The 19,490-nt window shown below is 59.6% G+C and carries 15 protein-coding genes and 1 riboswitch; of the genes, 2 read left to right on the top strand and 13 right to left on the bottom strand.

Translation table 11 applies throughout. From position 1 onward, the window contains the following. Positions 1 to 148: 148 nt before the first annotated feature. Positions 149 to 373 (top strand): hypothetical protein, encoded by a 225-nt coding sequence (locus tag ACVIN2_RS33420; RefSeq protein WP_456768861.1) that lies wholly within the window; start codon positions 149 to 151, stop codon positions 371 to 373. 1,085 nt (positions 374 to 1,458) lie between these two features. Here the strand turns inward: ACVIN2_RS33420 and ACVIN2_RS33415 are convergent. The 9 genes from ACVIN2_RS33415 to ACVIN2_RS33375 form a co-directional block, all read right to left on the bottom strand. After that, the gene (locus ACVIN2_RS33415) at positions 1,459 to 1,854 is read right to left on the bottom strand and encodes a hypothetical protein (protein WP_456768860.1); all 396 of its coding nucleotides are present in this window, start codon (positions 1,852 to 1,854) and stop codon (positions 1,459 to 1,461) included. A 376-nt stretch (positions 1,855 to 2,230) separates the two neighbouring features. After that, entirely contained in the window at positions 2,231 to 4,567 is a 2,337-nt protein-coding gene (locus ACVIN2_RS33410; protein WP_456769849.1) for a TonB-dependent receptor, read from the bottom strand. A gap of 267 nt (positions 4,568 to 4,834) precedes the next feature. Continuing rightward, positions 4,835 to 5,039, bottom strand: a riboswitch (cobalamin riboswitch). Positions 5,040 to 5,320: 281 nt separating this feature from the next. Next, on the bottom strand, positions 5,321 to 7,282 hold the full coding sequence (locus tag ACVIN2_RS33405; protein ID WP_456768859.1) for a PAS domain S-box protein: 1,962 nt from the start codon (positions 7,280 to 7,282) through the stop codon (positions 5,321 to 5,323). A gap of 339 nt (positions 7,283 to 7,621) precedes the next feature. Next, complete coding sequence (locus tag ACVIN2_RS33400; RefSeq protein ID WP_456768858.1) at positions 7,622 to 9,292, bottom strand: methyl-accepting chemotaxis protein; 1,671 nt, start codon at positions 9,290 to 9,292, stop codon at positions 7,622 to 7,624. A gap of 172 nt (positions 9,293 to 9,464) precedes the next feature. Next, entirely contained in the window at positions 9,465 to 11,363 is a 1,899-nt protein-coding gene (locus ACVIN2_RS33395) for a diguanylate cyclase (RefSeq protein WP_456768857.1), read from the bottom strand. 613 nt (positions 11,364 to 11,976) lie between these two features. Then, positions 11,977 to 13,023, bottom strand: a complete 1,047-nt coding sequence (locus tag ACVIN2_RS33390; RefSeq protein ID WP_456768856.1) for an HD-GYP domain-containing protein — start codon at positions 13,021 to 13,023, stop codon at positions 11,977 to 11,979. 89 nt (positions 13,024 to 13,112) lie between these two features. Further along, positions 13,113 to 13,436, bottom strand: a complete 324-nt coding sequence (locus ACVIN2_RS33385) for a PilZ domain-containing protein (RefSeq protein ID WP_247818668.1) — start codon at positions 13,434 to 13,436, stop codon at positions 13,113 to 13,115. Between the two features lie 249 nt (positions 13,437 to 13,685). Further along, positions 13,686 to 14,519, bottom strand: a complete 834-nt coding sequence (locus ACVIN2_RS33380; RefSeq protein WP_456768855.1) for a DUF2336 domain-containing protein — start codon at positions 14,517 to 14,519, stop codon at positions 13,686 to 13,688. 1,132 nt (positions 14,520 to 15,651) lie between these two features. Beyond that, positions 15,652 to 16,161: a septal ring lytic transglycosylase RlpA family protein gene (locus ACVIN2_RS33375; RefSeq protein WP_456768854.1), complete on the bottom strand. Its 510-nt coding sequence runs from the start codon at positions 16,159 to 16,161 to the stop codon at positions 15,652 to 15,654. 383 nt (positions 16,162 to 16,544) lie between these two features. Between ACVIN2_RS33375 and ACVIN2_RS33370 the strand changes: the two genes are divergently transcribed. Further along, positions 16,545 to 17,366 carry a recombinase family protein gene (locus ACVIN2_RS33370; protein WP_456768853.1) on the top strand — a complete coding sequence of 274 codons (822 nt, stop codon included), beginning with the start codon at positions 16,545 to 16,547 and terminating at the stop codon, positions 17,364 to 17,366. Here ACVIN2_RS33370 and ACVIN2_RS33365 read toward each other — a convergent pair. The 4 genes from ACVIN2_RS33365 to ACVIN2_RS33350 form a co-directional block, all read right to left on the bottom strand. Then, complete coding sequence (locus ACVIN2_RS33365) at positions 17,344 to 17,643, bottom strand: hypothetical protein (protein ID WP_456768852.1); 300 nt, start codon at positions 17,641 to 17,643, stop codon at positions 17,344 to 17,346. The two genes, ACVIN2_RS33370 and ACVIN2_RS33365, sit on opposite strands and share 23 nt — an antisense overlap. Positions 17,644 to 17,956: 313 nt before the next feature. Beyond that, the gene (locus ACVIN2_RS33360; protein ID WP_456768851.1) at positions 17,957 to 18,457 is read right to left on the bottom strand and encodes a hypothetical protein; all 501 of its coding nucleotides are present in this window, start codon (positions 18,455 to 18,457) and stop codon (positions 17,957 to 17,959) included. 34 nt (positions 18,458 to 18,491) lie between these two features. Further along, positions 18,492 to 19,037: a hypothetical protein gene (locus ACVIN2_RS33355; RefSeq protein ID WP_456768850.1), complete on the bottom strand. Its 546-nt coding sequence runs from the start codon at positions 19,035 to 19,037 to the stop codon at positions 18,492 to 18,494. An 85-nt stretch (positions 19,038 to 19,122) separates the two neighbouring features. Beyond that, on the bottom strand, positions 19,123 to 19,428 hold the full coding sequence (locus ACVIN2_RS33350) for a hypothetical protein (RefSeq protein ID WP_456768849.1): 306 nt from the start codon (positions 19,426 to 19,428) through the stop codon (positions 19,123 to 19,125). Positions 19,429 to 19,490: the final 62 nt, after the last annotated feature.

Here is a 19,490-nt window from a genome sequence, read left to right as displayed (position 1 = left end):
TGTGAATCCTCGCCCGGCAATCTCTCAGACAGGCTTCAGCGATTCGCGCCTTAACAAATGAGGTCAGAACCCGTGTACCGGATCACTCGGTGCGGATGCACTCGACCTGATCGGGAAACCAGTCATCGGACGTGTTCGGGACTGGGCAATGCCCGACCACTCTGTCGTTCTCTTTCCTGGAATGATCAAGCCGCTGCGACTGGGCCGCGTCTACGGCTACCTGATCCAGCGCGCAGATGGCCTGTATCACCCCGGTGGCAGTCAGCCGGTATGCTCGATGGCTCTGGCGCGGAAGATGGTCGAAGGTGGCTGGCTGGAACAGCACGGCCAGCCTTGTGAACCGACGGCGCGAGGTCTGCGAGCGGTGGAATGAGCAATCCAGGAACGAACGGGCGAACTCGCAATTGGGCTTGCTCGTGCCGATTCCTCCAGCCCGGCGCGAGGACCATCCTAAGCCCCGGCCTCCTCGTCCCTCCTAGGCCGGGGCTACGCCTGCGGTCGCTCGAACAGCGCTAGCGGATTTGAACTCGCGGGGGGGCAATTAGCTTATGCAAATGGCTGCTGTGTCGGATGGATCCATGGTGAAGCATGTCTGATTCCATTTTTGCTCGCGCAGACGAAGCCCTGAAACAAGCTCAAGATGTACGGCATCAACGCAGCCTGCTCTTAGGTTGTCGCGAGGAGGCGATCCGAGAGCTGAGGCGTTCGATCTTAGAGAGCGCTTCCGCCCGTGCCGAGATCAGGGCTCAGCGAGAGAACCGGACAAAAGACTAAAAAGAAGATCTGCCGGCTGGCCTCGCGCCTTTACCTTGACCCTAACCCATGAGGCACGTGGCCGGCCACAGCTGGTAAACGCGGCCGAATTGGCCATGGAACGTCCACTTTTGGACCGTGTCGGCCGCGCTTTCTAACCTAGTTAATAGAGCAGGAGGGTCAAAATCGGCCATGCTCACACACAAGCCATTCGAGACGGATCCGCAGCCTCAATTCGGGACTAAGCAAATGTCGGCGGAAATGCTCCGCCGGTCTCGGGAACAGATTGCAGCATCGGTGGCGCTGCTCCAGAGCCAGGCGCTCAGGTACATGGCGACAAGAGCGACCTGGACAATGTCGAGGCAAGAAGTCCCGCACCTCCCGCGAGGCCCTGATCCGCAAGCGCCAAGCTGAAAAGGCCCCGCAATAGCGAGTGGCTGGCATCGCCCGGGCCTGCAACCACCTGACTTAGGACCAGTCGCAACGACGCCCGGCCCGACTGCTCGCCGGTCGCCATTAGTAGGCACGCTCAGCGATGAGCCGCTTTTTCAGCGTCTCGATTCACATGGATTATGGCGGGAACATCTGGCAACGGCGACGCTGCCTTACCGGGGCTGGTCAAAGATTTCATTTCGATCCAATTGCACACCCGGCAGGGCCGCTGCTCAAAACAGCGGCCCTTCTGCTGCCTGCGCTCCGATGCCCTCAGGCAGATGACTCTGAGCCTCGATGTCTGCGCCTTTTTATGCGGCGGCGCTTACGGTGCTCCAAGGATCTTGTCGGCGCGGTTCGCAAGCGAGAGACGCCTTCGGAAATGGTCGCCTCTGCTGAATGAGATGAATTGCCTGACGCTGGCCGCTCAAGTGCTTCAAGGACGGCGCGGCCTTCGTCGGTAATGATCCAATCGCCAGCATCTCGCACCACAAGCCTTTGCGCGAAAATGTCCAGCTGCGGAGCCCGCTCAGCAAGCGACTTCATCCGTGCAGTCCATTCCGGCCCGCTCGTATAGAATACCGCCAGATACTGCTTGATCAGCGCAAGACTGCCACGGCCATCGGGCTGGCCGGCAAGGATTTTCAATGTAGACAACTGAAAACTCAACGCGATGCACCGAACGCAAACCGGACGGGTTTTGTGCGATGGTACCCGAGTCGGCCGGCGCTTCGGCCGGCTTCCCGCTAAAAACCTTTATAGGTAAGCCTAACGCACATGCGTGCTCAACAGAGCCGACAAAACTGGCCAAAGGGGGGGCCGCCCCAGCGTTTGGGAAACTGGGGCGGCATTGGGGGGCTGGGTTGTTGTCACGGCGCTTGGGGGCGCCGTAGACGGGATAATAAAACTTCAATTCGGCTTTCGAACCTATTGTCCTGAGGTACAGGATCAGGATTGCTTGGAATGTTGAAAACGAGGATAGGCTCGGCTCCGCCTCCGCCTTGCAGGTCAGCTACGGGCCAACCGCCGGCGCATGCTGCACCTGCTACCACTTGAATGAAGCCGCCACCTCGTAGCTCCGCGGTGCGCCCAGGATTATCTGGTCGATGTAGCCGGGGTCGCCCCAAGCCGCGTAGAGCTTGTTGGTCAAATTCCTTACGCGGAAGCTCAGGCGGGTCCGGTCGATACTCGGGAAGTACGCCTTGGGAATATCGACGAACGCAAACGCATCGAACGTGGTGTAAGCGTTCATAGTGACGAGATTGTCCTGGAAGTTGAAGCGGTCACCGACGTGACGCATCAGGCCGCCGATTTCGACCGGCAGTGTCGTTTCAAAGCGATACGACGCGCCGGCATTGGCAACGAAGTTCGGCACGTTGGGCGGCGTCTTGCCCGAATACGACTGGAACACGCCGTTGCCATCGACATAGCTGAAATCGATGAAGCGCGACTGCACGAAGGCGACATTGCCCCACAGTTTCAGACCGGCGACCGGGTTGATCGCCGCGGCGATCTCAATTCCCTTTGATTCGATCTTGCCGGCGACGTTGAACACGATGCCGCTCTCGGGGACATAGACGTTCTTGCGCTCGATATCGTAGGCCGAGAATGTGGCCTCCGCGCGCTTGTCGGCCGATTGTAGCTTTACCCCGGTCTCATAGGTCCGCGATGTCGTCAGGAGCAGCGGCACCGACGGCGCCAGGATGAAAATGTTGGCCACCGTCGGGTCTGCCGCGGTCGCGTACTGGCTGTACAGCATCACGCCAGGGGCGACGTCCCAGGTGTAGCCGATGCGGCCGGTCACGGGATTGAACGTCGTCGAAAAGGGATAGCCCTTAGCGGATTCAAGCACTCCACCGGGATCAAACCGCGTGCGGTCCAGCTTGATGTCCTCGAACCGGATGCCGCCCATCAGGGCGAAGGTCGAGGTCAGTTTGAGCCGGTCCTCAAACGCCAGGGAGGTCGTGTCGAGGTGCGTGTAGATCTTCTCGTCGCTGCGCGGGCCATAGAGGCCGCGATCCGGATTGAGGAGATCGACGTAGTCCGATGAGAACAGCGTGTCCTGCGAGACGTTGAACTGCGAGCTGCTCGCAGTCACGGTGGCGACGAAACGGTTGTCGATGCCGGCCAGATTGGAATTGACGGTAAGGTCTGTGATGTTGCCGTAGAGCCGCTGCGCGTGATCGAGCGCCAGGCGCTCGCGATAGATGCTCTGCGCGCCCGCGAAATTGCCTACGGTCTGGTCGAATGAGGTGATCTCGTTATTGAACCAGTGGCGGTGGGCGTCATAGCCGTAGACCTGGCTCTTGAGGGAGATGTTGTTGGTGATGTCCCATTGAAAGCCGCTTCGCAGCCACAGCTCGTTTGCCCCGCTGCGATTGTCGAGCACGTTGTAGTTCGTCGTCAGCGTGCGCGCATCGACCGTCACCGGGACCGGCGTGCCGCCGCCGAGGTAGTAGTTGCTCCACTGGCCCGAGACGACGCCTGATGTCGGGACAATGCCCGGCGCATTGGCCGGCACCAGAGGCGTGCCCCAATAGAAGCGGTCCTTGTCCTGCCTGTACTCGGCCGCGCCCCAGACCTTCAGGCTGTCGTTGACGCGATAGTTCAGCTGGCCCGAGACATTGCTGAGCTTCGAATAAGTGTCGTCGATAAATCCCTTGTTGTTGAAATGACTGATGTCGAAGCGGTAATCGAGGCCGTCAATCAGCGTGCTGCCGCCCGAGCCATAGCCGGCGCGATAACCGTTGAAGGAATCGTAGGAGGTGAAGGCGTCGTTGATGACAGGCCCGGTGTGCGGCGCCTTCGTGACGTAATTGATCGCGCCGCCGGTCGCCCCTAAGCCGGAAACGAGTGAATCCGGCCCCTTGATGATCTCCACCTGCTGCAATCCGGCGACATCCATGGGGCGGCCGGTCATGGTCGATGGCCCGATCTGGATGCCGTTGTACAGAGTGCTGATCTGGTCCCCGGAAAAACCGCGCATTGAGAAGATAGCGGGTGCACCCGGAGCGTCGCCGCCGGTCACGCCGGCCGCCGCCTTGGCGACGTCAGTGGTCGTCCGGATGCCAAGTTCCTGGATGATACGCTGGTCGATGACCTCGACGGTCGCGGGCATTTCCCGTGCCGTGATTCCTAGCCGCGAGCCGACGTCGCTCACCGCGGCCGTGTTCAGCGGTGTCTGTATCGGGCCGCTCAATGGCTGGGTCCCCCGGACGGCGACCACCGAAGCGGACAGATTGCGCCCCGGGGCGCGGCGGGCCGCCCGTGGTTTTTGAGCGCCCGGGCTGACGGCGGGAGCCCGCCTCGCAGCAGGTGGTGAGACGATCACGGGCTCCACCTCTCGGGAGGTATCCCGGGCGGCGGTCTGCGCCCTTGCCATGGGGCACAGCGACGTAGAGAGCAGCAAGACCAGCAAGGCAGCCCTCGTGCGCTGGATGCTGCGTGTGAGGCTCTGAGAGATGCCACTATCGTCAAGCGAGAATGCCGGCGCAATGCCCCTGCCGAAACGAAGATGTTGCACAAGAACGCTCTGCGGCGACGCAAACAAACCGTCACCGCGGTTGCCTTAGTCACCTGCCTTCGCCCCAAGCGGCAGATGCACCGGCTAGTTGTCCGACATCGAGGCACCCCGCCCAATGCGTTCGCGCGTGACTTATGGCTGGCAGCAGGTTTCCTGGCTCGCGGGTTATCGCCTTCGACCACCTTCCCAGAGACCGATTGGCTCCAGTGGTTTTCCTGGTCGTCGGCTATCCGCTTACAGTTGCGGGGGCAGCCGCGGAATGGTCCGCCGAGACGGACGCACCGCATTCCCTTGATGAGTCCTTGCGGACACTACCGATCACGAAAGTGGCATCTGGTGATCGTCCCGTCAACAACCGGGAGGGATTTTTAGCCAGCTCGCCCAGCGATGGTCGCAGGGTGTGGCTGCTGCGCCCGCCAGTCTCCCGGGACTTGACGTCAGCCTGCGGGGTCAAAGACCCCGGCGCGGCAAATTCAGCCACGCGCCCGTTTTTACCAGAGACAGCGGACATCAAGACGCCTGAGGCGCTCTTCGCCTAAGGATCACGAGCGGGCGTTGGAAGAGTGGTAGTCGCCGGCGCCGGCGGTCGCAGGATGCTACCGCTGTCTGACCTTAGGTCAGCTGGTCGAGAATCTCTCGCACCTTCAGCGCTAGTTTCGCTTGCGAGATCGGCTTCTCCAGCAGGTTTACGCCTTCATCAAGCCTCCCCTGATGGACGACGGCATTGCGCGAGTACCCGGTCATGTACAGTATCTTCAGTCGCGGTCTAATTTGAAGCGCGCGCCGGCCGAGTTCGCGACCATTGATCCCGGGCATGACCACGTCCGTGAGAAGAAGATCGACCTTCGACTGGTCCTGCAGGAGAATGGTCAGGGCGGCTTGGGCGCTGCGGGCCGAGAGAACGCGGTAGTTGAGATCGCGCAGGACGTCAGAAATATAGACGCGCAGATCTTCATCATCCTCGACGACGAGAATGGTCTCGAATATCTCACCCTCAGCGAGCTCCTCAGGTGCCACTTCCTCGTGTCGGGCACTGCCGGTGAAGCGCGGGAAATACAGCTTGATCGTCGTGCCTTGCCCCACCTCGCTGTAGATTTTTGCGTGCCCTCCGGATTGTTTGACGAAGCCATAGACCTGGCTCAAGCCAAGGCCGGTGCCGTGACCCGGCTCCTTGGTGGTAAAGAACGGCTCGAAGGCGTGACTGAGAACATCGCGCGACATCCCGCCACCGGTGTCAGTCACGCAAATGGCGACGTACTGACCGGGCGCCAGTTCAGGATTGAGCCGGCAGTAGTCATCGTCGGCGGAGATGTTGGCAGCTTCCAATGTCAGCTTTCCGCCGTCGGGCATGGAATCACGAGCGTTAATTGCCAGGTTGACGATGGCAGACTCTAGATGATTGGCGTCAGCTTCAATTTGCCATAGCCCCGCACTTCCGACCGTTTGGACTTCGATGCTCTCTCCGAGCGTACGCTGGAGGAATTCCTGCAGACCGTTGACGTAGTTGTTCACGTTGATCGGCTTGGGATCGAGCGCCTGCCGGCGCGAAAATGCCAACAAGCGGCTGGTCAAAGCCGCGGCTCTCTGCGCGCCTCGTTTCGCGTTTGCGAGCGCCCGGTTCAGATTGGCTCCGGGCGCCTTCACGTGTCGTTCAGCTGTTTCGAGATTGCCAAGGACGATCATGAGCAGATTATTGAAGTCGTGCGCGATTCCGCCGCTGAGTTGCCCCACCGCCTCCAGCTTTTGGGATGCGGCGAGTTGCTCCTGGACGTGTTTGAGCTCGTCCTCGGCGCGCTTCCGGTCCGTAACATCGCGCGTGACTTTGGCAAACCCGACGATGTTGCCAGCCTCGTCCGTGATGCGATCGATGATGACCGAAGCCCAAAAGCGGGAGCCATCTTTTCGCAGGCGCCAGCCTTCCGCTTCAAAGCGCCCATGCTCCGCCGCCTCTAAAAGCGCACGCTTGGGCACACCGAGTTCGATATCTTCAGGCGTGTAAAACGCACTGAAATGCCGGCCGATGATCTCTGGAGGCGCGTAGCCCTTGATTCGCTCCGCTCCGGGATTCCAGGTTGCCACGTTGCCGAGCGGATCAAGCTGAAAGATCGCGTAGTCGACCACGGCCTCGATCAGCTGGCGGTACCGCCGTTCGCTATTGAGAAGCTCTTCATGGGCTTGCTGACGCTCGGTTACGTCTCGCGTGACCTTGGCGAAGCCGATCAGCTCACCAGATTCGTTGCGGACGGCATCGATGATGACCGATGCCCAGAAACGGCTTCCGTCCTTGCGGACTCTCCATCCCTCGGCACTGAAGCGGCCTGCTTGCGCTGCGACGCTCAAGGCGCGCTCCGGGAGCCCTTTGGTGCGATCGTCGGGCGTATAGAAGGATGCGAACGACTTGCCGATGATTTCGTCCGGCGTGTAGCCCTTCAGCCGCTGCGCGCCGGAGTTCCAGCTGCGGACGGTGCCGTCTATGTCGATCATGTAAATGGCGTAATCAACGATCGCATCGATGAGCAGTTGAAGTCGCGCAGTATCGTCGATCCCGTCAAGTTTTGACTGATGGGTTTGCAAACAGCGTGCTCCTGTGGGGAAGAATGAACAACCCTGCGGACAAAATATGGTTCCGTGCTGCTATCGCGCTTTCATGTTGTAAGGCTCGGTGCGGCGACCGTCGACCCAGATTGACCTCCGCCTTAGGTCAAACTTGAGGCGAGTGCAGCGCAGCGTGTGGTTGATCAGCGACAGCGATATCACAAGTCGCGCGGCGGTCCAAAATCGAAGGAATCCCGATCGGCCTCACGATAAGACTCAGGCGAGCTTAAAGCTGTAACCTGTCTCGGCGCGAGCAGCCAGGAGCAGCGTCGGATCAAGCGCCTGCGCCCTCCAATAGAACGCTGCTAGCCGGTGTGATCAGGCGGCCAACTCGGCGGATGCACGCTGCATGTTGGAAGCCATGTCAGATGTGACAATGCTCTGTTCTTCCACTGCAGCGGCCGTGGAAGCGATGAACTCGTTGACGCTTTCTATCGCGGCCTTGATGGCAGTGAGTGAACCCGAGACATCGCCCGCGATGCTGTTCAGCGATGCGATTTCGCGAGATATCGTGTCGGTTGCGGTCTTGGCCTGATTGGCCAAGTTCTTCACCTCGGATGCAACCACAGCAAAGCCGCGTCCGGCTTCGCCTGCACGAGCTGACTCAATGGTCGCATTGAGCGCGAGCATATTGATTTGGCCAGTGATATTGCCGATCATCTCGACGATGCCGCTCATAGCCTGAGCTGCCGCATTGAGCCGCTCCGCCTGCTGATCGGCTGCTTCCACCCTGGAGGTCGCCATGCCCGCCGTCTGGCGCGACTTGCTCATGGTCTCAGAAATCTCTCGAATTGAGGCGCTCATCTCTTCGCTACCGGCGGCGACCGCATCGATCAGACCGCGCGCGGCCTCCGCCTTCTTGCGCCCGATTGCCTGCGCGGTGATGTCGGTAGCATATTTGACGACCTTAAATGGTTTGCCGTTGAGATCGAGAATCGGGTTGTAAGACGCTTGGATCCAGATTTCGCGGCCGCCCTTCCCGATGCGCTTGTATTCGGCTGCCTGGAATTGGCCCCGGTTGAGGTTCTGCCAGAATTCACGGTAAGCGGTCGCCTCCCGCTCCTTCGGCTCAACAAACATGGAATGATGCTGCCCCTTGATCTCGTGGAGCGTGTAACCCATTGCATCGAGGAAATTCTGATTCGCAGTATGGATGGTGCCATCCATATTGAATTCGATCACGGCTTGCGACTTCGTGATCGCCGCCATTTGGCCGCTACCGTCGGCAGCCTTTAGCTTCTGTTCGGTGATGTCTGTTGCGAATTTGACCACCTTGAATGGTTTGCCGGCCTCGTCAAAAATGGGATTGTAGGTGGCAAGTATCCAGACTTCGCGACCGTCCTTGGTGAGGCGCTTGTATTCGCCTGCCGCGTATCGCCCGCAATTGAGCCGCGACCAGAAATCGGCATACGCCGCGCTCTCACGGTCAGAGGGTGTCACGAAAATGCTGTGGTGCTTCCCGGCAATCTGGTCGAGCGAGTAGCCCATGGCCTTAAGGAAATTTTGGTTGGCAGTGACGATGGTGCCGTCCATTTTGAACTCGATCACTGCCTGGGCACGGCTGATCGCGTCAATCTTGCCCGCGTCTTCAAGAGACTTGATCTTCTGCTTGGTGACATCGGTGGCCAATTTGATGACGCCCACCGTCCTGCCGTTTGCATTGACGATTGGGTTGTAAGACGCCTGGATCCAAATCTCCTTACCGCCCTTCCCGATGCGCTTGTACTGAGCTGCCTGGAATTCGCCACGACCAAGCTTGGCCCAGAACTCGCGATAGGCAGCGCTCTCGCGTTCGGCGGTCTCGACGAAGATGCTGTGGTGCTTGCCTTCGATCTCGCTGAGCGAGTAGCCCATTGCGTCCAAAAAGTTGCGGTTCGCGGTGATGATGGTGCCATCCAGCTTGAACTCGATCACAGCCTGGGACCGGTCGATGGCCGCGGCCAGCGCCAACGCGCGGTCAACCTGCTTCTTACGGGGCGAGCTGAACATGCATTCCCTCCGCGCAATTCTTATCAATGCAAAATGGTTGTAGTTTCAAACGAATGGTTGCACTCCCTTGCTTAGAAACGGTTAAGCATAGGGAGCGTGAAACTACGGGGGCGCGGCCTTCTAAGCTAAGTGCTGCAGCGCAACCAACTCCGCCAAACCGGTCGGTCCTACCTCAACCGGCAGGCCGTACTAACGTAACGCTGGGTGTTTCGGCTGCAGCGCAGACACGGTTGCGCCCGTGTTCCTTTGCCACATACAGCGCGCCGTCTGCGGCAGCTAACAGCGAAGCCGGCGACGTTCTCGCATCGCACTTGCCGCCTGCAGCCCCTACGCTGATCGTGACGCTCCCGACAGGGCTTCCCTGATGCGCGATGGAAAGGTTGGCGACCGATTTCCGGATTTTCTCGGCGACAATCTCCGCATGGCCGGATGGCGTCTCAGGCAGCAGGACCGCGAACTCCTCACCCCCATAGCGCGCGACCAGATCGGCCGGCCTTTTGAGGCAGGATGCGATGGCCCCTGCAACCTGCCGAATGCAGTCGTCGCCCGCGGAGTGACCGTAGGTGTCGTTGTAAGATTTGAATTTGTCTATGTCGATGAACAACACGGAAATGCGCGAATTTGAGCGCTGGCACCGCTTGAACTCGAGATCTAACATTCGGTCGAAACGTCGCCGGTTCGCGATCCCGGTGAGCGGGTCCGTTTCGGAGAGCGCCTTGAGCTGCTCGTTTGCTGCGACGAGTTGCTCCTCGGCAGCCTTGCGCTTGGAGATGTCGCGGATCACGCCGACGATTTCCGGACCGGGCTCTTCCGGATCGTCGACATAGTTCATCTGGGTTTCGACCCAGACGTACTTGCCGTCGCGGCAGCGCGTCAGATACTCGACGGTCCCCGTGGGTCTCTCGGGTCCTAGCTCCTCTATCAAACCCTTCACGAGATCCCGATGGGCCGGGTGCATATTTGAATATGCAGGCTGCTGCAGAAGCTCTGAGGGGCTCCACCCGAAAAGCTTCTCGACCGAGGGCGAGATGTACAACCGGTGACCGGTCCTGTCGAAACGGGTGACGACATCCTCTACGTTCTCGGCCAGCAAACGGTAGCCGCGCTCCCGTTCACGCAGCATTCTGGCCATGGCCGAGCGCTTGCGGATCTGGACGGCCAGTACAATTCCCAACCCGATCAGGATCGATGACACAGTGCCACCCAGTAGCACATCGAAGTTCCGGTCCCTGCGCCAGCCGTCGAGGATCGCGTCCTCCGGGACTGCGACGGTGACGACGATGGGAAAATCCGACGCCGCTTCATAGGCAAATTGCTTAGTGCGGCCATCGAACGGCGACACGATAGAATACAGGCCCGCTCCAGAATCCTTCAGGTGGTCCATAAACGAGCTTCGCGCTATGTCCTTGCCGACCTGATCGTCTCGACGATGGACCAGTACTTTGCCGCTCGTCGTCATCAGGGTAACAGTACGGTCCTGCTCGGCTTCAAAGCCTTGGTAAAATGTCCGGAAGTAAGCAAGGTCGATGGCCGCGAACACGACACCTCCGAATGAGCCGTCGGGATTCGGCAGCCGTTGCGTCATCAGGAGAGTGGGTCTTCCAGTGACGCGAGAAATGAGCGGTTCGCTGATGCGGGGCGTTGCGTCTTCAGGGTGTGATCGATGGTACCGAAAATACTCTCGATCACCGTTGTTGACCGCCGGCACGGTTTCGAACGACGAAAACAACCAGTCGCCGTTCTCCCCAAGCACGCCTAGTTCGCGAGCCTGAGGGATGTTCTTGGCATATTGGGCGAGCAGGTCGTTGATCTCCGCGGACGCTCGCGCGGACTTGTCTGAGTGCTGGATGTACTGGCCCGTTCCAAACAAGGCGAGCGATACGGCATTGAAGCTTTTGGACGCGTGTTGCGCAAGCGAATGGGTGAGCCCCTGGGTCTCGGATCCCGCCTTGGCGAACGCGAGCGCTCGTTGCTGCGTGGCCTTCCAAGCGATCAGCGCCCAAAAGCTCGCCAACGTGAATCCGAGCAGCACGACAATGATCGTTAAGGGAGACTTTACCAACTTCGGCACGGTGCGAATGTCCTGTTCGCAAAACAGGATAGACGTGGCTGCTGAAATTGGAGTTTCAGCCGCGTTCGTTGTTATTAATTCCCATTCGCATCGTTAATGCGAAGGGAATGCCAAGCCTTAGATCTGCCTAGTGTAGCAGTGTTCAGGTCCCACTCAGGTGCTCCGCACGCCATCGCGGATCGCAGTGCAGCGCGGCGCTGCCTGCGCCTCAATTTCACCATCCGACTCAGGCTTTGGTTGTATTCGTTGCCGGCGTCTCGTCTGTGACGGTTTTCGATCCCGAACCGGCGTGCGACGAAGCGGAGCCAGAGGCCCGGAGAGAACCCCATCAAACCGGGCCTTTGCGCTGTCCCTTGAGCGAAGCGCATGCCGCATCACGTATATCATCGCCTGATCGTTCCGATGTCTCTTTGAGCATCCAGCCTTGCGTTGTGTCCAGGCTAAATCCCGTCTTAGTTGCCGGGTTGAACAGGGCGGCTTGGGCCAACAGCCGACATCCGCTTTCCAGGTTTCTATCAGTTCACGCCGGACTCGGGGGCGACGGTGACCCTGGTACGGTTAGGGTCTCACCGTCGGTGGAGAGTTGTAATTCCTTCGTAGCTTCCACCAGAATTCATCTGGTAAGCGCGACATTCCTAAAGGAGGCGACTAGCGCCCTGTCCAGCTTTCCCCTCATGCCGCAGAGAATCTCGTATGCCGCCGCACGAGGCATTGTCGGCTTGTACGGCCGGTGCTCGATCAACGCCGCAAAGATATCCGAAATGGTTAGAACGCGCACGATGTCGGTGATGTTCTCGGCGCAGAGGCTGTCAGGATAGCCGCTGCCATCGAGATATTCGTGATGATGCCGGACCGCATCGAGGACTTCGGGTGAGATGTCCACGTGCCCTTTCAGCACATCGTAACCCGCCGCCGGGTGGGTTGCGACCAACGCTCGCTCGTCGTCGTCGAGGCGTCCTGGCTTGTCCAGGATAGCCAAGGGCACCCTCGCCTTTCCTATGTCGTGGAACATGGCAGCGGTGGAGAGCCGTTCAAGGTCACTTTTACGGAAACCGAGACTGAGGCCGAAATCGACGGCGACGCCCGTCACGAGCAGGCAGTGCTGGAACGTTCCCTCGTGATGGCGCCGCACCGTGGCCAGCCATTCGGACAGGCCATGCTCGGAAATCCGGTCGGTGATCTTGCAGCCCGCCTCTTTGGGACCGTCGACGTCAACCCGCTCCCCGAGGGTGATCGAAGTGAACATCGACGCGATGGCGGTTGCTGCGGCATCTACCGCATTGTCAGACTGCGAGATGCCGCTCGTCGACCCAGTCTCTCCGGCTGGATCGGCCAAAGCGGCCAGGAGCTTGGCCGCGTCGATCCTGCCAGGCAAAACCAACGTTGCGCCTAGCGCATAGGCTTGCGAGATGCAAACATGAGAGGTTTGCTCGACGAGGAAGATGCGCTTCTTTGCTTTGGCGAACCGCGCAGCTCTCTTTTTCAGTGCGGCAATGTTTTCGACCGCCCGCAGCTCGGCACGAACGACGACCGCAGCAGCATCGTGCGGAAGCTTTGCTTCTACATCGAGCCGCTCGCCGGCAACGGTGAACTGTTCGCCAAAAACCGAGCAGAGCTCGAAGAGCTTCTCGGAAGTGTCCGCCAATACGTGCACGAGCATGCCTGGTGCCTTCGTTCGTCGGGTGCCGGGCTGAATGGGCCTCGTCGGTGGTGCAAGTTCATTGACTCACTTCGATGAGACTGCTCGGCTCAACTTGGTTTGTGCGCGCCCCTGTCGCTCGCTGTCGTTTGGGCCTTCTTGCCATTTGCCTGGATAAAGTGGACGCCAGCCGTGGTTCCGTCGATCCAGACCAGCTCGCAGCGTCGATAGGCCAGTCCCGTCGACGACAGCAGCATGAAGAACTCCTTGGCCGAGAGAACATCGAGCGACCCTTCGACTTCGATCTTGGCGCCGGTGTTCGAGATATCGAGCAAGACACAGCTTCGCCGCCAAGTGCCGTCGGAGCCCATCAGGTTCACGGGTTGTCTGTTGTCCATGCGCACCCGAGACGCCTTCCGACCGTCGAATTTCATTATTTTCCTGCCGATCTTGCAGTGCGGCGGTGGGCGCGCGCGGAGATTTCTCCCCAACGAACGGACCATTGGCTAGTCGAGAGATGAAGCGTTTCAAACAGCTCCTGCGCTCGCACGCGTTCGCCTGGTGAAAGCCCCGCGCCGCGAATGTTGAGGACCGCCAGCGTGGTCTGCCAATTCAAGCGCGATGCCCGGCACGCCATAACCGCGCCTTCGTAACCGGACTCCCCCATCACCTGCTCGATGGCCTCAATCGATGCTCATCGATGCTCCCGACAGCACCGACAACGCCGTGAACAGGTTGGCTGTCTCACGCCGAATCGCGAACCGATTGACAATCGAATCGCTCAGCTTTCCGCTCCGATTAAGCGATATGATCTCCGGCCTCGCAGCGGCGTACTCAGCGTCGCAAGGTTGCTTTGCCGTCGCTAGAACTTGCGAAGGCGCGCTTGCGGTGTAGGCCTTAATTGCCGGCCTCGGCGATGCCGACAGCAGCTCGCGAATCACCATGTCCGGGGTGTCCGGCCTCAGCGTCAGCGCTTTCGTGATCTCGTCGTCCTCCACAGCTCTACCGATCAAGTGGGCATAGGCCGCGCCTGAGAATTCAGCGCCCGGATTGCCGATGAGGGCCAGACAAGTCTTGCTGCTGCCGCGCTGCAATATTGCCTCGGTCACTGGGCTTTCGATCCTGCGCCGACCAGCAATGGCGAGAAGGTAATCCTCGCTGCCGGACATCGCGACCGCCACAAGATCAGCCGGCGATAAGGCAGGAGATTTTGAAAGGATCGGGAGTGCGATCGCCGGATCGCCGCACGAGGCGAGACGCCGTAGGGTCTTCATCGGAGCAGTACGCAGTTCGGCAAGTGTCGTGCTGAGCTCCGCGAGCGCCCCCGGCGCAATCCGCCGGACCAAGCGAATTAGAACGTCGTCAAGCAGGCCGACCTGCGGCTCTCGCAATCGATTATTACCTTGAACGAGCAGCTCGGTGATGCGCCAGAGCATGCGCGCACAACGTTCGGATGAGCTCTTTTCGATTGTGGCGTCCAACTCAGTAATGAGATCGGCCGCAGAAAGTGCCCTCATTGGCTGGCCCAAAATTTATTATAATATCGTCACGTCAAATCAACCGCATTACGCGCTGAAGTTGTTAAGATTCCTTTATATGCCAAGCCCGGGACATACGAGAGGCTGCTTCACTGCACCTGAATGGCGCTTCGTGGCGTATTAAAATACCTGTTATCTGACGCTGCGGCCTGCGCGTGGACGACTGCCCAAACCTGTAACGCATTGTTTGGAATGATAGCTGCCACAACTTGCGTGATTGCGGTCCAACTTTGCAAAGCTGCCAAATGTTTGGCATTTGGCCTCAGAACGGAAAAAGGCTTGTGCGGGCGAGCGGTACGTCGCTCAACGACATTGCAGCTGAAACCGGCCGAAGCAGAGGCGCTCATCGCCAGTCGCGAACGTCCGCTTTGGGTCTCAAGCGGCAGTAGGAGCCGACCAAATCCACTTCCGGTTTAGTCCTGACAGCCGACGAGACACCGCTGTCATTGACCTTCAGCTGAGGGCCGATAGGCGCCGGTTTTGGCGCGGCAGTCTAACTTGAACAAGCGGACGCCCCCTTCGGGCGGCGAATCCAGTCATACGGACGAAGCCTAGACAAACGTGGAATGCAACGGCTACTCAGTCGCATGGGGTGGATTCCGAATTGGCTGCGACGGGCAGATGTCAGGCTGCGGCCTGGGGCCGGCGCTCAGGTCGACTTACAACCGCTGTCGGAGCGCGGCGGCCGATGGCTGAAGGCGAACTTGTATTGCTTCCCGGGCGCGGTGTGGTCGCGGAAGCGGGGCTGTGTGGAGCTGTCAGAGGGCGACGTGATCGCGCTGCATCTAGTTGTCGAGCGGATCACGGAAGCCGGGCTGAAGGTGCGGCTATCGGAGCGCCTTCGCGGCTGGGACGGTGCGTCGCCTGTTTGGACTTTAATGGTGCGCAAGCGTTAGCGGATCGGGCCACTTCTGTAACGTATGGCGACGAATGACGGCTGGGTTGGAAAGGTCGGTTTGGCAGCGCGCGCGGTGTCCGGTCTGCATTGGCAAGAATTGCGCCGACACGGTTCGCACGTCAGTTACCGCTCAAAAAGCAGCGGTAGACGCGATGCGGATTGTCGGCGGGTTTCTTATTGGCCCAAAGGTCACGCGCCTTGTATCGGATCGGCTTAGCGGCGTCGGTGATGGCGCGGCGCAGGAGCCATCGCCATCGACGATCCGAACGTTCCCAACGGACCCATGCCGTCCTGCATCGGTTGGAAGAACCCCGACATGGCCGCCGCAATGACGGGACGTTGGCGGCCTCGGTTCGCGACCAACGTCCCACCGGATCCCATTTGCACAATGGTCGCGGTCACGTTGCGATGAGTGCAGCGACAGCCGAGCGCACTCGCCGCCGCAGGCGATAGATCAAGGAACGCGCCGGTGAATGGACCGCGATCGGTCACCGTGACTTGGATCGTCCGGCCGCCGCTCTGGACCATCAGGACGGTGCCGAAGGGGAGCGTTCGGTGAGCGGCGGTCATTGCAGCGCAGTTGAGCACGCCCCCGGAGGCTGTGCGGCGACCGCACAGGCGGTCACTCCCGCCGTAGTAAGTGGCGCTCCCGGAGAGACGATGCGCCTCGGCCACAGAAGAGAGCGAGAGAAGGACGATGCCGGTCAGGACTATGCGTTTCATGCTGGATCCCTCGGGTATGCAAGAGGCGCTGCGACAGTGTATCGCCGCCGCTAAGTCCAATCGGAGGTCCTACGGACGCGGGGGGCACGGAGTCAAACGCCTAGCCCATAGGCAGCTTTCTACCCTGTTGATCGGCAAACGTGCCGTAAATGGGGCAAAATGGTACGAGGCGCGATCAACCGATGGCACCTGCGCCGCACGATCTATTCAAATTCGAGCAATCGATTTCGGCGGAGGCTTTATTCAGACAAGCATGCTTTCCGCAAAACTTTTCCCCTCCCCCACCCCTTGGTCAGAAATCTCGGGCTGGTCTGATCTCGCAGCGCCCATGCGCTTGCAAAAAAAGTCATCGCGCTCGGCGATCGCCGTGAGGCCGCGAGTCAGTGCACAACGAATTCCATTTTCCGAAGAAAGTGGATTCCGAATTGCCCATCGATCAGATAGATTCGATGACGTTTACACATGAACGTGCGATCACGCGTAATTCTTTGGAGGATAAATCTTCTATGCGACCGGCAGTTTCCTACATTCGCGTGTCCAAACCTAAACAGGGCCGCAGCGGTCTCGGCCTCGAAGCGCAACAGGCTGCAATCAGGGTATTCTGCGCACAGCACGGCTACAGCATCGACGCTGAGTACCGCGAGGTCGAGACCGGTAAAGGTGCTGATGCGTTGGACCGCAGGCCCGAGCTCGCGGCCGCCATGAAGCTCGCTCGTAAGCTCGGTCGAGGCGGCAAGTCAGGCGCGGCTCCGATCATCATTGCCAAGCTGGATCGATTGAGCCGCGACGTTCACTTCATCAGCGGGTTGATGGTGCAGCGGATCCCGTTCATCGTCACCGAGCTCGGACCGGACGTTGACCCGTTCATGCTGCACATCCATGCCGCAGTGGCTGAGAAAGAACGTGAGCGCATCGCTCAGCGCACCAGGGAAGCCCTCGCAGCTGCCAAGGCGCGCGGACAGGTGCTCGGCAATGCTGCAATCGGAGAAGCCCGCAAGGCTGAAGCGGACCTGCTCGCCGAGCATTTTCGCCCCGTATTCGAGCCACTGCGCAATATTCCCGCCAAGCGCATCTCGGTGATCCTGAACGAGCGAGGCTTGACGACGGCCCGAGGCGGCAAATGGCAGGCGACCCAAGTCATCAGAATGCTGAGCCGCCTGCAGTTCGCGGATAACGTCTCTCTCAAGCCCGTTCGTCTGACCTGATCTTTGCGGGCGGGATCAGCAGCATCGTGTCCGGACCCAGTCCCCCGCCCGCAGCGATGCGATAGAGTTCGGCATCGCTGAGCTCATGAATCGGAACGTCCTGCCGATCAACCACCTGGACGGCTTTGCCATCTAGGCGATCAATCAGCTCGTGAATATAGGCCAAGTTGCCCTGCTCTGCCTTGTCGAGCAGCTGATCGGCAACCCTACGTAGTGCCAGCGGGCGGTTGCGCAGCGCGATCCGAAGCGCGTCGTTGAAGGGCTTTTCGCGGTTCAAGCTTCCGAGCGGTCGTCCCATCATTGCCTCGCATTATTGCAGGACTTAGAAATCTGACTCTATTCCGCAATTGACTCCAGAACTATAGATTGTTGCTGAGCCTCTCCCCTCGCCTGCAAATCTTCCAGGTACAAGCTTGGTTACGCTGGTTACGCACCGGCTCAAGACTGTGCTGCCTGGCTTTCTATAGCCGGCACAGGCGGCAATCCGCCGATTACCGATGGATTTGGCGGATACCACCGGGAAGGAGAAAGTCCGAAAGCCTGGTTACGCTGGTTACGCAGGCGACTGGAGTTAGACTGATGGCAATGCACTAAGAAAAAGCGTGCACTCCCAACAGATAACCGCATTCGGGATCGTCAGCGATTTGCAGCGGATCGGTGATCGGCAGCCACTGCATCATTGAAGTCCTGGCCTTCTGCCCAACCGATTTTCCTTCGGGATGGCCCGAAATGTCACGGACCAAGCGTTCGAAAAAGAGAGCAGCAGTGGCGACATCCTCGCGAGGAGCGTCGCCGGACGCTGCGGAGCCGAGTAAGTCGCGCAACCTTTCGCGGACGATCTTGGGCTCGTAGTGAGTGGCAATCCACCCCAGCTTTTCCAAGGTGGCCGGCCGGACCGCATCTGCAGTCGAGAGCAGCAAGCGGAGGTACTGAAGATGGCAGCGGCGCCAGAGCCGCCACATGTTGTCCGAGTAGTCCCAGTGAAATGCCTCCTCCGGCAAGGCGTCGACCCGGATCTGGTCCAGCTCGATGGCCGCGACAAAAACTTCCAACAACTCCCGGATGTCATCATTGGTGATATTCATGGGCATCGACTTCACTCCCCGAGCTTTTGGTGTGTCGCCTCTAGTGCTTTGTCTCTGCCGGATGGGATGCCTGATCGTGAGTGGCACTGAACCGTCGCCGAGCCATCAGCCCCGCCCGCAACCCCTCCGCTTCCTTCTTTGAGAGGGTGTGCAGCAGGCGTTCAGGGCAGATCAGCTCCAGTCCATCCATTTCGACCGTTGTCGCAACCTCCAACGCTGCACGTTTAACTGCAGCACTCGTCAGCACCTTCGGCAACGCCATCCAATAGCTATCACCGCTGTAGGTGAAGAAGCCGAGCCGCTCCAGCAAGCCAAACTCTCTGTCAAACAAAATATCGGTATCCGGATTAAGCTCAACAGTTGCCACATGATGCTGATGCTCAAGCTCGCCAAAAATCTCCATCGCCCGGGCCGCCAAATCCGGAATGCCATCGGCATGCAGCAAGGCTACATGATCGGCGAAATCGCGCTCTTCCAACGCGCGGGACCAAAGGCGCTGTGCTTGAGCGGCTCGAAAGAGCCACGCCGCAAGGAAGCGGCAATCTGGCTCCTCGGTCATCTCCAACAGGAGGTGTGGCGTATTCATAGGTTCTGCTCCGAGCTGTGCGTCAAATGACCTGCCTTCTGCGGCTACCGCTGCCGGCGAGCCTGACGCCCCTACCGCCCTCGCCCTAGAAGGGGCAGTCATCATCCTCGCAGTACTGCTCCAGTCCCTTCCGGATGCGGTCGATCCGAGCGTGCAGCGCCTTGGCCTTATCGTGCGGCAGCCAGTAGAGACAAACCCAGCCGTCGCTCTCAGAGGACCGAACGAAGGGAACCCGCCCAACAAGTACGTAGCCCTCCGGCTCGACATCGTACGGATCGGCCACATTGCAGAAGGCCGACATGATTTCACAAGTCGCGATATCAATGGCCTCTGCCGCTGCTTTGCAGCGAGCCACGATCTCCTCTTTCGTCATGGCATCTTCGCTCATCATTGTTCTCCTGGTTTCCTAGTCGATATAGAAGCCACTCATATGGGCGAGGTCGGCGACAGCCC

The sequence above is a fragment of the Bradyrhizobium sp. USDA 3650 genome, from assembly GCF_054057395.1.
The sequence above is the reverse complement of the archived record's forward strand: the minus strand, read 5'-3'. Positions and strand labels throughout refer to the sequence as shown.

What these genes read in the sequence shown, in the direction of transcription:
- ACVIN2_RS33420 (WP_456768861.1), top strand. Translation starts at nt 149, where the DNA reads ATGCCCGACCACTCTGTCGTTCTCTTTCCTGGAATGATCAAGCCGCTG.
- ACVIN2_RS33410 (WP_456769849.1), bottom strand. Translation starts at nt 4,567, where the DNA reads ATGGCAAGGGCGCAGACCGCCGCCCGGGATACCTCCCGAGAGGTGGAG.
- ACVIN2_RS33400 (WP_456768858.1), bottom strand. Translation starts at nt 9,292, where the DNA reads ATGTTCAGCTCGCCCCGTAAGAAGCAGGTTGACCGCGCGTTGGCGCTG.
- ACVIN2_RS33390 (WP_456768856.1), bottom strand. Translation starts at nt 13,023, where the DNA reads ATGCTCGTGCACGTATTGGCGGACACTTCCGAGAAGCTCTTCGAGCTC.
- ACVIN2_RS33385 (WP_247818668.1), bottom strand. Translation starts at nt 13,436, where the DNA reads ATGAAATTCGACGGTCGGAAGGCGTCTCGGGTGCGCATGGACAACAGA.
- ACVIN2_RS33380 (WP_456768855.1), bottom strand. Translation starts at nt 14,519, where the DNA reads ATGAGGGCACTTTCTGCGGCCGATCTCATTACTGAGTTGGACGCCACA.
- ACVIN2_RS33375 (WP_456768854.1), bottom strand. Translation starts at nt 16,161, where the DNA reads ATGAAACGCATAGTCCTGACCGGCATCGTCCTTCTCTCGCTCTCTTCT.
- ACVIN2_RS33360 (WP_456768851.1), bottom strand. Translation starts at nt 18,457, where the DNA reads ATGCCCATGAATATCACCAATGATGACATCCGGGAGTTGTTGGAAGTT.
- ACVIN2_RS33355 (WP_456768850.1), bottom strand. Translation starts at nt 19,037, where the DNA reads ATGAATACGCCACACCTCCTGTTGGAGATGACCGAGGAGCCAGATTGC.
- ACVIN2_RS33350 (WP_456768849.1), bottom strand. Translation starts at nt 19,428, where the DNA reads ATGATGAGCGAAGATGCCATGACGAAAGAGGAGATCGTGGCTCGCTGC.